The 14,034-nt window shown below is 64.8% G+C and carries 11 protein-coding genes, 3 tRNA genes and 2 rRNA genes; 6 read left to right on the top strand and 10 right to left on the bottom strand.

What is annotated here, in order from left to right:
* Positions 1-22: 22 nt before the first annotated feature.
* Both IFJ75_RS03165 and IFJ75_RS03160 read right to left on the bottom strand, forming a co-directional pair.
* The gene (locus IFJ75_RS03165; RefSeq protein WP_207871183.1) at positions 23-328 is read right to left on the bottom strand and encodes a DUF4387 domain-containing protein; all 306 of its coding nucleotides are present in this window, start codon (positions 326-328) and stop codon (positions 23-25) included.
* Positions 321-1,730: an acyclic terpene utilization AtuA family protein gene (locus IFJ75_RS03160; RefSeq protein ID WP_207871181.1), complete on the bottom strand. Its 1,410-nt coding sequence runs from the start codon at positions 1,728-1,730 to the stop codon at positions 321-323. The genes IFJ75_RS03165 and IFJ75_RS03160 overlap by 8 nt, the downstream gene beginning before the upstream one ends.
* A gap of 231 nt (positions 1,731-1,961) precedes the next feature.
* Here IFJ75_RS03160 and IFJ75_RS03155 point away from each other — a divergent pair, with 231 nt between their 5' ends.
* The 6 genes from IFJ75_RS03155 to IFJ75_RS03130 all read left to right on the top strand — a co-directional run bounded on the left by IFJ75_RS03155 (position 1,962) and on the right by IFJ75_RS03130 (position 7,774).
* Positions 1,962-2,567 (top strand): carboxymuconolactone decarboxylase family protein, encoded by a 606-nt coding sequence (locus IFJ75_RS03155; RefSeq protein WP_207871179.1) that lies wholly within the window; start codon positions 1,962-1,964, stop codon positions 2,565-2,567.
* A 117-nt stretch (positions 2,568-2,684) separates the two neighbouring features.
* Entirely contained in the window at positions 2,685-3,620 is a 936-nt protein-coding gene (locus IFJ75_RS03150; protein ID WP_207871177.1) for a hypothetical protein, read from the top strand.
* Complete coding sequence (locus tag IFJ75_RS03145; protein WP_207871175.1) at positions 3,608-4,498, top strand: ThiF family adenylyltransferase; 891 nt, start codon at positions 3,608-3,610, stop codon at positions 4,496-4,498. The genes IFJ75_RS03150 and IFJ75_RS03145 overlap by 13 nt, the downstream gene beginning before the upstream one ends.
* The gene (locus tag IFJ75_RS03140) at positions 4,495-5,688 is read left to right on the top strand and encodes a hypothetical protein (RefSeq protein ID WP_207871173.1); all 1,194 of its coding nucleotides are present in this window, start codon (positions 4,495-4,497) and stop codon (positions 5,686-5,688) included. Before IFJ75_RS03145 ends, IFJ75_RS03140 begins: the two co-directional genes overlap by 4 nt.
* Positions 5,685-6,806 (top strand): GNAT family N-acetyltransferase, encoded by a 1,122-nt coding sequence (locus IFJ75_RS03135; RefSeq protein WP_225896963.1) that lies wholly within the window; start codon positions 5,685-5,687, stop codon positions 6,804-6,806. Before IFJ75_RS03140 ends, IFJ75_RS03135 begins: the two co-directional genes overlap by 4 nt.
* Positions 6,807-6,823: 17 nt before the next feature.
* A complete protein-coding gene (locus tag IFJ75_RS03130) occupies positions 6,824-7,774 on the top strand; it encodes a nitroreductase family protein (protein WP_207871171.1) in 951 nt (316 codons plus the stop codon).
* A 1-nt stretch (position 7,775) separates the two neighbouring features.
* Here IFJ75_RS03130 and IFJ75_RS03125 read toward each other — a convergent pair whose 3' ends face one another.
* The 8 genes from IFJ75_RS03125 to IFJ75_RS03090 all read right to left on the bottom strand — a co-directional run bounded on the left by IFJ75_RS03125 (position 7,776) and on the right by IFJ75_RS03090 (position 13,980).
* Positions 7,776-8,810, bottom strand: a complete 1,035-nt coding sequence (locus IFJ75_RS03125; protein WP_207871169.1) for a c-type cytochrome — start codon at positions 8,808-8,810, stop codon at positions 7,776-7,778.
* A gap of 38 nt (positions 8,811-8,848) precedes the next feature.
* The gene (locus IFJ75_RS03120) at positions 8,849-9,352 is read right to left on the bottom strand and encodes a hypothetical protein (protein ID WP_207871167.1); all 504 of its coding nucleotides are present in this window, start codon (positions 9,350-9,352) and stop codon (positions 8,849-8,851) included.
* Positions 9,349-10,185 (bottom strand): alpha/beta fold hydrolase, encoded by an 837-nt coding sequence (locus IFJ75_RS03115; RefSeq protein ID WP_207871165.1) that lies wholly within the window; start codon positions 10,183-10,185, stop codon positions 9,349-9,351. The genes IFJ75_RS03120 and IFJ75_RS03115 overlap by 4 nt, the downstream gene beginning before the upstream one ends.
* A 264-nt stretch (positions 10,186-10,449) precedes the next feature.
* Positions 10,450-10,526: transfer RNA gene (locus tag IFJ75_RS03110), tRNA-Met, on the bottom strand.
* 59 nt (positions 10,527-10,585) lie between these two features.
* A 5S ribosomal RNA gene (gene rrf / locus IFJ75_RS03105) occupies positions 10,586-10,700 on the bottom strand.
* Between the two features lie 73 nt (positions 10,701-10,773).
* Positions 10,774-13,553: ribosomal RNA gene (locus IFJ75_RS03100) — 23S ribosomal RNA — on the bottom strand.
* Between the two features lie 206 nt (positions 13,554-13,759).
* A tRNA-Ala gene (locus IFJ75_RS03095) sits at positions 13,760-13,835 on the bottom strand.
* 68 nt (positions 13,836-13,903) lie between these two features.
* Positions 13,904-13,980, bottom strand: a tRNA-Ile gene (locus IFJ75_RS03090).
* Positions 13,981-14,034: the final 54 nt, after the last annotated feature.

Here is a 14,034-nt window from a genome sequence, read left to right as displayed (position 1 = left end):
TGAAAGGGCCGCCCGGAACGGGCTAGAGCTCCTTGTCGATCAGATAGGTGTATTGCTGGCCCGAGTGCAGATCGCGCTCCTCGACCCCGCCCTGGGAACCCCTTCGCGGATAGGAGATCTTGAGCACCTGCAGGGCCGGAACCGGATAGTGCTGCACCGTCGCCGGATCGACGTCGTAGATCTCCCCGATCGAGGCCGCGCTCAGGGTCGGGCTCTGGCTGTACCGGTCGTAGTTTTCCTGACTGTCGAACATCAGGTCGATGGTGACCCAGAAAGGTCCCGCGACCTTGGACCGAACGTGCCGGCAGACTTCCTTGACCTTAGGCAACGGCCTTCTCCTCGGTCGGGGCTTTCGCGACATCCAGGATTTCCATCCGGACGAGTTCGAGCGGATCGTCGATGTGGACCACATGGTTCAGGACGAACTGGTAGACCGGACCCCGGTCCACCTCGGCCGGGGTGAACGGCCAGCCATAGCTCGGCAGCTCCTCGCCCAGCCGGATCGGCATGTGGAAGAAATAGGGATTGCAGGCGTTGGCGATGGCGTGGGCCAGCTCCTGCGTCCCGGCGGTGAAGACGCCCATCAGCCCGATCTCCAGTGGCCGCGATCCCGGCGGCGGCGTCATGCCGCTGAGGGCGTTGTAGCCATACATCCGCAAGGAGATGTCGAACTCGTCCTCCGCCAGGCCGAGCGACGTCTTCACCCGCTCCTTCAGCCGCATCAGCATATGGTCGTGGAAGACCTCGGGTTCGGCCAGCACCTTGGGGTCGGCGATGCCGACGATGAGCAGCGACTGGTAGAGGTCGCCCGTCGCCCCTTCGAGCTTCATCGTATAGGGCTTGGGATCCCAGACAGAGCCCGTGACCCGCACCGTATTGTCGGTCAGCTGGATGTATTCGGACTTGGTGACATCCAGTTCGCCGCCCGGCTCCGTCAGCCGCCAGGGGCTCTTGTTCTCATACAGCAGGTGGGCCGAAATGCCGGTGACCAAGGCCTTGGTCTTCGGGTCCGCCGGTTGGACGTCGAAGCCGTCCTTGTGGATTTCGATCAGGACGCCGCGCTGGCCGGTGTTGGCGGTCGTCGACTGGGCGCCGCATTCGGCGATCTTGCCCGCATGCCACGACGGCCCGGCCGGAGCGCCCTTCCAAAGGGCGAAGGCGGCGATCACCGCCGGGTCCGACGTCCGCCCGCCGATGATGATGTCAGCGCCGGCTTCCAGCGCCTTGTGATAGGGCTCGGGGCCCATCAGAGCGACGATGTGCAGGCAATTGTCCAGGGTCGCGGCGTCCAGATCGCCGAGCGGCGGCAGATTGGTGATCTTCCCGTCGGTCAGCTTGGCCTTCATCGTCTCGGCTGTCTGTTCCGAATAGAGGACGGCGATCTTGGGCGACCATCCCTTCTCGCGGGCGATCTCCAGGGCGATGTCGCGGGTCCAGTCGACGTTCATGTCACCACCGGCCTGGGCTGCGGTGCCGATCAGCAGCGGGATGCCCGCCTTCTGCTGGGCGTCCATGAGAAAGCCCAGGTCCCGCTTGACCGATCCCCGGTCGTTCTTGGAAACGCCCTTGGCCAGATAGGCGGCCCCGGCGTCGGTCGAACCGGCGTCCAGGGCCATGGCGTGAGCCCCCCAGGCCAGGGCGTACTCCACCTCTTCAGGGAAGATGCCCACGCCCAGAGAGCCCTGGGGAACATAGATCTTCACCGACGAAAACTCGGCCTCGGTCGCCATCTGCATTTCCTCCTGACCGCCCGCCTTGGCCCGGCGGTCGGCCGGTGGCGAGGGGCTTTCAGTCCGGACTAGAAGCCCCCCGGTCGCGGCGCCAATCGAAAATCCGACTGGAACCATGCATCAGACCTTTGGGTCGGCTCATCTCCCGTATCTTATGATGCGCATTCGGCATTTCAGCCTCCCGGCACGCGGCCTTAGGCGAGGACGACACGCTCGCTGAAGGACCCGTCGATGACCTATCCCCGCCGCCTGCCCTACCCCGACATGGACAATCTGACGCCTGAGCAGATCGAACTGCGGCGCATCATGGGTCCTCGCCGGGGTGGGCCGAACGCGACCAGGCTGATGAAGATGCTGGTCAACTTCCCGATCTACGGCCAGGCGATCCGCTCGCTCGGCGCCCGCACCGCCGACAACAACTCCTTGCCGCCGCGCCTCTACCAGATCGCCTGCATGCGGGCCTCCTGGCTCTGCGACGCCGAATATCTGTGGTCCCAGCACCGCACGGCCTCCCTCGCCCTGGGGATCACGGATGAAGAACTCTACGCCGTCGCGGCCGGCCCGACGAACACGGTGCTCAAGGGGCTGGACCAGCAGATCGTCGTCGCGATCGACGAACTGCACTTCGATCACCGCTATTCCGACGCCTCCTGGACCGGGTTCGACGAACCTCTGGGCCCCGACGCGAAGCTGGATATCCTGATGACACACGCGATCTTCGTCATGCAGGCCAACCTCGCCAACTCGACGGGCGTTGATCTCGAGGACGGCGTCCCGGGCTTTTCCGAGGATCTGCTGGCGCTGCGGGCTGAGCAGCGTCAGGCCGGACAGGTCTGAACGACCTCTCGCGGCCCTCCGGCGAAGAGGTCGGCGATCTACAGGCTAACCTGACGTTCGTTCATGAAACCGAAGGTCGCGCATGCGAGGGTGGTGGCTTGAAACGAGGTCGCCATAATGAGCAAGGCCGGGGCATTGCGGCTTCTGGATACGACTGTGGGGGCCGGACCGGGCCTGTATTCGCGAATCGTCGAACGGCCCGGCCTGGGGCTTGCGCCCGCCGATCTTGAAGGCCTGATCGCCGATGTCCGCTCGGTCGCGCACAGCGTACTGGGCGACCGCGACCTGAACTATGGCGTCTTTTCCGGCGATCCGGAGACCCTGTCCCGCACGGTCCTGACGGTGGTCTATGAAAAGCGGAGCCGCCGTCCCGTCGCCTTCAACGCCTTGGCCATTCTGAACGCCGATTTGGGCGGGCGGGCGGTGGAGGTCCTGCATCTGGGACTAGTCATGGTGCGTCCGGACGTGCGCGGCAGCGGCCTGTCGGCGACCCTCTACGGCCTGACCTGCGTCCTGCTGTTCGTGCGCCGGCAGTGCCGCGCCGTCTGGGTGTCCAGCGTCACCCAGGTGCCCGCCGTGGTCGGCATGGTGGCGGAGACCTTCTCCGACGTCTGGCCCGGCCGCCCCGCCGCGCGGCGGTCGTTCCAGCACGAACGGCTGGCCCGGCAGATCATGGGCCGGTGGCGCCATGCCTTCGGCGTCGGCGACGAGGCGGGATTCGACGCCGACCGGTTCGTGATCACCGACGCCTATACCGGCGGCTCCGACGAGTTGAAGAAGACATATGAGGCCGCGGCCAAACATCGGGACGCCGTCTACAACGAACTCTGCGCGACCGAACTGGACTATGACCGGGGCGACGACCTGCTGCAGATCGGCCAGATCGATATGCGGGCCGCTGGCCGCTACCTCGGCAAGGTCGCGCCGCCGGACACCGTGCCCGGTCTGATCGGCGGCTTCGCCCTTCTGACGATCCAGACGGCCCTTCTGCCGCTGGTGCACTGGCTCGATCACAAACAGCCCTGGGGAAGCTTGCGCGCATGGAAGACGTGACGGCCTTCGATTACGCCGAGTTCACCACCCGCAACCTCGGTTTCGTCTCGGCGGCGGAACAGGCCGCCCTGAAGGCCGGCGCCGTGTTCGTCGCGGGGGTCGGCGGCATGGGCGGCGCCTGTTTCCTCGCGCTGGTCCGCGCGGGGGTGGGGCGGTTCGCGGTCTGCGACATCGACGTCTTCGAGACCTCGAACCTGAACCGCCAGGTCTTCGCCTTCACCGACACCTTGGGCCGCGACAAGGCCGAGGCCGCCTGCGCGGCGGCGCGCCGGATCAATCCGGAAGTCGAGATCGAACGGCTGGGCGCGGAGTGGGTCGATCGGATCCCGGACCTCGCAAGCCGCTATCCGGTCATCGTCAACGGCACGGACGACATCGCGGCGGGGGTGGCCCTCTACCGGGCGGCGCAGGCGGCGGGTGCGACGGTGATCGACGCCTACGCTTCTCCCCTGCCCTCGGTCATCGTGGTGCGGCCGACCGATCCGCGCCCCGAGGTGCGGCTGGGCTACCCCACGCACGGCAAGGCGCTGGACGCGATCACCCCCGAGGATCTGAGGGCGAGCTTCATGAAGGAGCTCGAATACGTGATGACCCATTCGTCATCGGCCGAGCACGTCGATCTGGAGGCCGCGGCGGCTCTGGCGGCCGGCGCCGCCCGGCGCATGTCCCTGGCGCCCATGGTGATCTCGACCGGCTGTCTGATGGCCTATGAGGCCCTGTGGCTGCTGATGGGGCGGCGCTCGAAGACGGACTGCCGGGGCTGGTTTCTCAACCCGTTCGCGGGTCGGACCGAACGGCCGCTGTGGCCCCCCGTCGCGGCGGTGAAGGGGCTGGTCGTTCGCGCCTTCATGGCCCGGTTGCTGAAGGGCGCCGCATGATCCGGCTGGAGACCCAGGCCCTGCTGGACGGCTTCGCGGCGGCGGGCCTCGCGGCCTATGTCGTGGCCCTGCTGGTGCGCCGGGCCGGAGGTCCCCTGACGCCGCGACTGGTCTTCCTGTTCGGGGTCATGGCCCTGTTCTACGGGGTGCGCAGCCTGGCGGTCAGGACCGGCTGGCCGGTCTTCGAGGTCGCCACCTTCGCGGTCATCTCCCTCGCCCCCCTCGCGGCCCTGCTGCTGGCCGAGGGACTGCTGCGCCGACATGCCCCCCGGTCGATGAAGATCGCGATCTTCGCCGCCTCCGCCGTCGGGCTGGGCTTCGCCCTGTTCACCACCGGCCATGTCGCTTTTGGATCGCGCATCACCCTGGCCGGGATCATCCTGCTGTCGCTGATCTCTGTCCTGATCCTGCTGTGGACGCGCGACCGGCGGTCGCTGTCGCGGGCCGAGAACGGCGCCGTCCGCCGCCTCGCCATCGGCCTCGCCGTGGTCATTCCCCTGATCGCCACGGATTTCACCGAGCTCGTGGCCTCTCCGATCGGCTTCAGCCCGATCGCCGCCCTGGTCATCGTCCTTCTGGCCCTGTCCAACGGGATCAGCGACGGCCGCGACGTCTGGATCGACGCCGTGGTGATCGTCGCCGCCACCCTGGCCCTGACCTGCGGCCTGATCGAGCAGCTGGACGTGGCGGCCTTCGACGACCGGGCCCGTCTGTTCGCCCTCGTCGGCGCGGTCCTGATCACCATGACCCTGATCGTGCGCATCCAGCCCTTCGGCGCCGCGGCGCGTCGCACCCATCTGCGGCGCAGCCTCGCCTCGGCGGACGCCCGCTCGCTGGACGCCTTCCTCGGCGACCTGTCCGAAGAGCCCATGCTGAAAGACCTCTCGATCGTCACCGGTCCCGGCCTGGCCGATTATCATCCTGAACAGCTGCTCGAGACCCTGGAGCGCCGGCCCCTGTGGAGCGTCGCCGCGCTCGGGGCCGGCGAAGGCGTCGTCGACGACGGCGCGCGCGAGCCGCTGCTCGACCTGCTGGCCAGCGCGGATGCGACCCACGTCGGCCTGCTGAGCCGGTCGCCGCTCCGGATCGGACTGGTCCGCCTGCCCGACCTGTTGCGCAACACCGAGGCGGAGATCGATCTGGCCCTGGCCTTCCGAATGGCCCGGCTGACGGCGGAGAAAAACGCGTGACGACGATCGGCCTGGACCTGCGCGAAGGCGATCTCGATGGCTTCTTCCGGGTCCCGTTCGAGATCTATGCGGCGGACAGCCCCTATGTGACACCGATGCGCGCCGACCTGAAGCGCTATCTGGATCCGGCCCGCAACCCGCTGATGCGCGATGACGGCGGCCGGCTGACCTTCTTTACCGCCTGGCGCGACGGCCGGCCGGTCGGGCGGCTGACGGCCCACACCCATCCGTCCTCCAATGCGCGGCACAGCCTGCGACGCTGCCAGTTCGGCTATTTCGACTGCGAGGACGACGTCGCGACCGCACGACTGCTGTTCGAGGCCGCGGAGGCCTTCGCCCGCGATCAGGGCTGCGACGAACTGGTCGGCGCCTTCAACCTGACGGCCATGCAGCAGGCCGGCGTGCTGACCGAGGGGTTCGACAACCAGACCTATACCGACATGGTCTGGGGCGCGCCGCACCTGCCCCGGCTGCTGGACGCCTGCGGTTATGCGCCCATGTTTCCGATGTCGACCTTCGAGTTCGATGTCGGGCCGGACACGGCCGACGCCCTGCTCGGCGAGCGGCAACGCGCCGTTTTGGCGGCCCCCGACTGGACCTGGATGCCGATCACCCGAAGCGCGTTCAAGGCCCGGTTCGAGGAGGCGCGGCAATGCCTCAACGACGGGTTCAGCGACAACCCGATGTTCGTTCCCCTGACCCCGGCGGAGTTCGACTTCCAGGCCGGGGAGATGATGTGGATCGTCGATCCCAGGATCGCCTGCGTGGCCCACTACAGGGGCGAGCCGGCGGGGGTGGTGATCTGCATTCCCGACCTCAATCCCTTCCAGAAGGCGACGCGCGGGCGGATGGGGCCCCTGACCCTGTTCCACTTCATCCGCGAGCGGCTGCGCCGGCGGCGGGCGGTGATCATCTTCTATTCGGTGAAGCGTGACCTGCACGGCCAGGGACTGAACGGCGCCATGCTGCACCGGGTGGTCAAGGCCCTGTTCGCGGGCGGCTACAGACAGTGCGGCGTGACCTGGATCGCGGATGAGAACACCGCCTCGCTGCGTCAGATGGAGAAGCTGAACGCCCGGCGGCTGCAGCGGCTGAACCTGTTCCGGAAAGGGCTGTGATGGGGCTCGACAGGGATATGTTCCGGAAGCTGGTGGCCGAGGCGGCTCTTTCGCCCAGCGTGCACAACACCCAGCCGACGCGCTGGCGCCTGACGCCCGACGGCCAGGTCGAGGTGCTGCAGGATGACAGCCGCCGACTGGCGATCGGCGATCCGGAAGGCCGCGACCTGAACGTCAGCCACGGTTCGGCGGTGGAGGGCTTCTGTCTGGTCTCCGGGCTCCGGGGATTGGCGGTGGAGGTGCGGCCGGGCGGCGGCGTCGTGACGCGGCTCGACGTCGGGCCGGGCGGCTTCGCCGATCCGCTGGCGGCTTTCCTTGCACAGCGCCGAACCTGGCGGGGCAAGTTCGAGCAGGGCGCGGCGGCGACGGCGGCCCTGGCGCGGCTTGAGCGCTCCGATGATGTGACTGTCGTCCAGACGCCGGATGAGGTCGCGCGACTGGCCGACCTCTATGACGCGGCCAGTCTGCGCTGGTTCCGCAACGCCCCCTATCGCGCCGAGCTGGTGTCCTGGATGCGGCTGTCGCGACGGCATCCGTCATGGTCGCTCGACGGGCTGAACGCCGAGGCGATGCAGATGTCCGCGATCGAGGCCGCCGGGGCCGGACTGGTGCTGCGCCCGGGGGTCTTCGAAGGCCTCGACCGGATCGGCCTGGCCGGCGCCCTGGTCGCCGAGGCGGCCGTGGTGCGCAGCGCCTCCGCCATCGCTCTGTTCCACCGCCCAGCCGGCGAAGCGCCGTTCGAGACCGGCCGCCGGTTTCATCGTGTCTGGCTGGGCTTCACACAGGTCGGGCTGTCGGCCTCGCCCATGGCCGTGCTGGCCGACGACGTCGAGGCGCGGGCGCGGGTCCAGGCGGACTTCGGCATCGGCGACGACCGTCGTCTGATCACCGCCTTCCGGCTGGGCGTCGCCCCTGCCCGCGACCTGACGCCGAAGCCCCGGCTGCCGCTCGACACCCTGATCGTCTGAGCTAGAGCCCTTTCAGATATTCGATCAGGTCCCACCGCTCGGCGACCGTCAGGCCCTCGACCTGGGCCTCATGCCCCCGATTGGAGCGGCCGGGCAGCCGGGTGTCGAACAGGGCCGGCGTCGACCACGGCTTGTAGCCGACTGGATAGACGCGCAGACCGTCCCGGTCCTCCCCGGCGATGCCGACCGTCCTGAAGTCCAGCCGATGCCCGCCGACGAGGAAGCGTTCGGCGCGAGGCTCCAGCAGCAGGAACTGAGCCAGGGTCGGCACCGAGCCGTTGTGCATATAGGGGGTGGTCGCCCAGAGACCGGACAGAAGGGGCGCGGCGTATTCCCCCGTCGGCCGGGCGTCCATGACCGCATCATAGCCGCCCGTCGAGGCATAGCGCGTCAGATCGGTGGTGAAGGCCGCGGCGCGGGCCGGATCGGACCCCACGCGGCCATGCCAGTTCGGGAAGCGCTCAAGACGCGGATTCAGCGCCGGACCGTCATAGGTCCCGTGGCAGGAGGAACAGCGGCTCGCATAGACGGCCGCCCCTCGCGCCGCCTTCTCCGGGTCGATCGCTCCGGGGAAGGCCTGCGGACGGCGCGTCTCCAGCCAGGCGAAGGCGCGCTCCGCCACCGGGATCTGGCGATGGGCGGCGCGCGGCGACTGACCCATGCTGGGCACGGTGAAGAAGCTGATGATGGCCGCCAGTCGGTCGCGGTGCTCCGGGGTCAGATCCTCGCGCCCGATGGGCCGCCAGCGCGGCTGGCCCTCTGGCGCATAGGCGCCGTCATAAAGCAGGGCCGAACGGAAGCCGCGGTCGGCCAGATCGGGGATGGAGGTATAGCCCGCCTCCGCGTCGCCGAGAACCACGTGGCCCTGCAGCTTCAGGGCGGCGACGCCGTTGGTCACCCCGGGCGAGCCGTTGACGAACGGCAAGGGTCCGGCCCCGTCGGGAATGGCGGCCAGCCGGCGCCGGGCCAGCGGCAGGACCGCCCAGCGCAGGCTGGCCCTCTCCCAGACGCCGGTGTCCGGGAACAGGGTCTGCACCGCCTGAAGGAGCTTGGGGGTATCCTGCGTCTGCCGCTTCAGGCCATGGTCACCGCCCGGGTATAGGCCTCCAGATCCAGGCTGGTGTTGGGCGAGCCCAGCCAGGCCGTCGCCGGCTGCGGCGTTCCGTCCGGCGCATAGACGGGTCCGGCATGGCAGGAGGCGCACGCGAGGTTGGCCACCGTCACCTTGACCGGCGGCAGGCCCGGCGTGACCTCGCCGACGCTGATCCCCAGCGGATGATCCCGGGCGGGCATGATCGGGCGATCCGCCCCCTCGATCCGTTCCGGCCAGAGGAAGCCGAAGGTCTGGAGCCGGGCCCGCAGATGCGCATGATCGACCCCGCCGCCCTCCGGATCGTCCAGAATCAGGGCCGCCGCCACCAGCTTCCACGGCAAGGCGACCGTGTTCAGCGCCCTGAAGTTGACCGCGCCGAAGTCGTGTCGGGCGAAGGCCTCCGCCCCGTCGCCCGGGGCGTGGGCGAGCGGCGCGGATGCGGTCAGCAGCAGGAGAGACAGCCACAGGGCGACGCGCGTCTTCATGTCCCGGCCTCCTCAAGCAGAAAGCGTTCGACGGCGGCCGCGAAGGCATCGGGCTGCTCCCAATGCGGATAGTGACCGCAGTGATCCAACAGGATTCGCTCGCACATGGGCAATAGAGTGACGGCGCGGTCGCTGTGGCGCACGGGGAAGACGCGGTCCTGCCGACCCCAGACGACCAGGGCCGGCCGCTCAAACCGGCGCGCCAGCGCTTCAAAACTGTCGCGCTCCCGCACCCCGGACAGGCCGACGCCGGTCTGAAGCGTACGCACGAACGAGCGTTCGCTGCCCGGGATCCGGGCGTATCGATTGGTCCATTCGACCAGTTCCGGCGTCACATGGCGCTGGTCGTGGATGGCCAGCCCGAGGGTCAGCCGATTGTTGGCGGGCGTCGGCCGCCCCAGCCAGTCGCCGACGACCGGCAGGGCCGGAAACCGCATCAGGGGGTGGGTCTCCCTGCCGAACCCGCCCGGCGCCGCCAGAACCGCCCTGTCGATCCGGTCGAGGTTCCGCTCCGAGAACCGGACAATGACGCCGGCGCCGAGAGAACTGCCGACCAGATGCGCGCGTCGGATCGCCATGGTGTCCAGCAGGGCCTTCAAATGCTCGACGAAGAAAGCGGAATCATAGGCGGCGACCGGCCGGTCCGCCTCTCCAAAGCCGGGCAGGTCGAAGGCCACAACGCGGAATCGCCGCGCCAGCCTTGGCAGGACCCGGCTCCAGATCTCGATCGAATTGGCCAGGCCGTGAACCAGCACCAGCGTCCGCCGGTCGCCGCCGGTGTCCAGCACCCGCGTCGTCAGTCCATTGGTCAGCGGGATTCTGACGGCTGTCATCTGCTCGTTCTAACGGAGCGAGACTGACGGAGTGTGAAATGTGGGCTTTGATCCTGCCGGCCCGGAAGCGGAGGTTCCGAACGACCGACACCAGCCCACGGCCGACATCCGCGCCTCGGACGATCGCAAGGGTCCGACATCTTGCCCTGATCGACTGCGTAGTGCTCACGCCTCTACCCGGCCGCGGGAACTACGACCTTGGAGTAACGGGCAAAATAAAAGCCCTGTTGCAGAACAACAGGGCTTCTAGAAGTGCGGTATTAGTGGGTGCGGGAGCAGGATTTGAACCTGCGACCTTCAGGTTATGAGCCTGACGAGCTACCGGGCTGCTCCATCCCGCGGCGAACGGTCGAGTGAAGGAAGATGTTCGAGAAGATTACAGAGGATATCCGCTTGGTAGACCCGGCGGCGACCTACTCTCCCACGCCTTGAGACGGAGTACCATTGGCTCTGGAGGGCTTAACGACCGAGTTCGGGATGGGATCGGGTGGGGAACCTCCGACATAGCCACCAGGTCAACCAAGCGGATATCGTACTGTAATGAGAAGACATTGTCGTATTCGAAAATCGAATGAGTTTTGCTGAGAAACGATCAAGCCGATCGGATTATTAGTACCAGTAAGCTTCACACGTCACCGCGCTTCCACACCTGGCCTATCAACGTGGTAGTCTTCCACGATCCTCAGCGAAGCCTTGTTTTGAGGTTAGTTTCCCGCTTAGATGCTTTCAGCGGTTATCTATTCCATACTTAGCTACCCTGCTGCACAGCTGGCGCCATGACAGGTACACCAGAGGTATGTCCATCCCGGTCCTCTCGTACTAGGGACAGATCCTCTCAAGCTTCGAACACCCACGGCAGATAGGGACCAAACTGTCTCACGACGTTCTGAACCCAGCTCACGTACCACTTTAATCGGCGAACAGCCGAACCCTTGGGACCTGCTCCAGCCCCAGGATGTGATGAGCCGACATCGAGGTGCCAAACTTTGCCGTCGATATGGACTCTTGGGCAAAATCAGCCTGTTATCCCTAGAGTACCTTTTATCCGTTGAGCGATGGCCCTTCCACTCGGGACCACCGGATCACTATGGCCGACTTTCGTCTCTGCTCGACTTGTCAGTCTCGCAGTCAGGCGGGCTTATGCCATTGCACTCGACGACCGATTTCCGACCGGTCTGAGCCCACCATCGCGCGCCTCCGTTACACTTTAGGAGGCGACCGCCCCAGTCAAACTACCCACCACGCCATGTCCCGGGACCGGATAACGGCCCTCGGTTAGACGTCAACGACAGTAAGGGTGGTATTTCAAGGATGGCTCCACCGGTGCTGGCGCCCCGGCTTCATAGCCTCCCACCTATCCTACACATACGGTCGCTAACGCCAAGGCGAAGCTATAGTAAAGGTTCATAGGGTCTTTCCGTCTGACCGCGGGAACCCCGCATCTTCACGGGGAATTCAATTTCACTGAGCCTATGCTGGAGACAGTGGGGAAGTCGTTACGCCATTCGTGCAGGTCGGAACTTACCCGACAAGGAATTTCGCTACCTTAGGACCGTTATAGTTACGGCCGCCGTTTACCTGGGCTTCAGTTCGACGCTTTCACATCTCCCTTTAACCTTCAGGCACCGGGCAGGCGTCAGACCCTATACGTCGCATTGCTGCTTCGCAGAGCCCTGTGTTTTTGCTAAACAGTCGCTACCCCCTGGCTTGTGCCACTCTGCAGAGGTTGCCCTTAGCAGAGTCACGCTTATTCCGAAGTTACGCGTGCAATTTGCCGAGTTCCTTCAGCATAGTTCTCTCAAACGCCTTGGTATGCTCTACCTGACCACCTGTGTCGGTTTCGGGTACGGTCTCTGCCAGAGTTATTTCCAGGGACAACTTCCCTGCCAGGACAATCCAATAAGCCCTGACAAGTTGCGCCATCCGTCACTTCTGGCTGGTGCAGGAATATTTACCTGCTTCCCATCGACTACGCTTTTCAGCCTCGCCTTAGGGGCCGACTAACCCTGCGCAGATTAGCTTTACGCAGGAACCCTTGGTCTTTCGGCGGGAGTGTCTCTCACACTCCTATCGTTACTCATGTCAGCATTCTCACTTCCGATACCTCCAGCCAGGCTCACGCCTGACCTTCACCGGCTTACGGAACGCTCCGCTACCGCGCACATAAGTGCACCCATATCTTCGGCGACTGGCTTGAGCCCCGTTACATTTTCCGCGCAGGATCGCTTGATCAGTGAGCTGTTACGCTTTCTTTAAAGGATGGCTGCTTCTAAGCCAACCTCCTGATTGTCAAAGCAATCCCACATCGTTTCCCACTTAGCCAGTACTTGGGGGCCTTAGATGATGGTTAGGGTTGTTTCCCTTTTCACGACGGACGTTAGCACCCGCCGTGTGTCTGCCCGATAGTTCTCTTAGGTATTCGGAGTTTGGTTAGTATTGGTACCGCTCGCGCAGCCCGCAACCATCCAGTGCTCTACCCCCTAAGGAATTCGTCGGACGCTCTACCTAAATAGATTTCGCGGAGAACCAGCTATGTCTAGGTTTGATTGGCCTTTCACCCCTATCCACAAGTCATCCGAGAATTTTTCAACATTCACCGGTTCGGTCCTCCAGTAAGTGTTACCTTACCTTCAACCTGCTCATGGATAGATCACCTAGTTTCGGGTCGTCATACGTCGAACTTAGCGCCCTATTCAGACTCGCTTTCGCTGCGCCTACACCTAACGGCTTAAGCTTGCTCGACACATGAAGTCGCTGACCCATTATACAAAAGGTACGCCGTCACCTCGCTTGGAGGCTCCGACTGCTTGTAGGCTTCCGATTTCAGGATCTGTTTCACTCCCCTTGTCGGGGTGCTTTTCACCTTTCCCTCACGGTACTTGTTCACTATCGGTCGTAGAGGAGTACTTAGGCTTGGAGGGTGGTCCCCCCATGTTCAGACAGGATTTCACGTGTCCCGCCCTACTCGAGTCTCTTGCTGTTTGACGCCTACGGGGCTTTCACCCGCTATGGCCGACCTTTCCAGATCGTTCGGCTTTATTTCACAAGAGCACTGGCCTGGTCCCGGTTCGCTCGCCACTACTACGGGAGTCTCGGTTGATGTCCTTTCCTCCGGGTACTGAGATGTTTCAGTTCCCCGGGTTTGCTTAATGAACCCTATGTATTCAGGTCATTATACCTTTGAACAATCCGCCAATCCGTACTCACCGAAGTGAGCAAAGTTGGAAGACTGTAAAGGTGGGTTTCCCCATTCGGAAATAACCGGATCAAAGGGTGCTAGCGCCTCCCCGGTTCTTATCGCAGCTTGCCACGTCCTTCATCGCCTCTCTACGCCAAGGCATCCGTCAGAAGCCCTTCAACGCTTGATCGTTTCTCAGCAAAACTCATGCAGGGATGATCCAGCCGACTGGAAAGAAATGCCGGCGGGTCCCTGCCTGATTTTTGTCAGACAATGTCTTCTCTCGAACAGGTCCTGAAAGCCTATGAGGGGCCGGTACCTATTCTTCCTTCACAATATCAATGCCGTCGGCCGCATAAGCAGCCGGGGCAATCTCTGTACGATCTAACGAGTTCCTGGTGGAGCCGGACGGAGTCGAACCGACGACATCCTGCTTGCAAAGCAGGCGCTCTACCAACTGAGCTACGGCCCCGTTCCATCAGGAACAGTGCGAAGCCCAGGAGAGCTGTCGGCGACCTGTCGGTAAGTCCAGCCTCAGGCTGGTAGGCCCGGGCAGACTCGAACTGCCGACCTTACGCTTATCAGGCGTACGCTCTAACCACCTGAGCTACGGGCCTATGGCAGCGACAGCCGGATCAGAAGACCCAGGCTCGCGATCGCACGCTTCTCAA

Origin of the sequence: Brevundimonas goettingensis, from assembly GCF_017487405.1 — a bacterium.
In the GTDB taxonomy this organism is placed as follows: domain Bacteria; phylum Pseudomonadota; class Alphaproteobacteria; order Caulobacterales; family Caulobacteraceae; genus Brevundimonas; species Brevundimonas goettingensis.
This window is presented reverse-complemented; position numbering and strand designations above follow the sequence as displayed.

Coding starts and splice junctions, on each gene's coding strand:
- IFJ75_RS03160 (WP_207871181.1), bottom strand. CDS start 1,730: ATGGCGACCGAGGCCGAGTTTTCGTCGGTGAAGATCTATGTTCCCCAG.
- IFJ75_RS03155 (WP_207871179.1), top strand. CDS start 1,962: ATGACCTATCCCCGCCGCCTGCCCTACCCCGACATGGACAATCTGACG.
- IFJ75_RS03150 (WP_207871177.1), top strand. CDS start 2,685: ATGAGCAAGGCCGGGGCATTGCGGCTTCTGGATACGACTGTGGGGGCC.
- IFJ75_RS03145 (WP_207871175.1), top strand. CDS start 3,608: ATGGAAGACGTGACGGCCTTCGATTACGCCGAGTTCACCACCCGCAAC.
- IFJ75_RS03140 (WP_207871173.1), top strand. CDS start 4,495: ATGATCCGGCTGGAGACCCAGGCCCTGCTGGACGGCTTCGCGGCGGCG.
- IFJ75_RS03130 (WP_207871171.1), top strand. CDS start 6,824: ATGTTCCGGAAGCTGGTGGCCGAGGCGGCTCTTTCGCCCAGCGTGCAC.
- IFJ75_RS03120 (WP_207871167.1), bottom strand. CDS start 9,352: ATGAAGACGCGCGTCGCCCTGTGGCTGTCTCTCCTGCTGCTGACCGCA.
- IFJ75_RS03115 (WP_207871165.1), bottom strand. CDS start 10,185: ATGACAGCCGTCAGAATCCCGCTGACCAATGGACTGACGACGCGGGTG.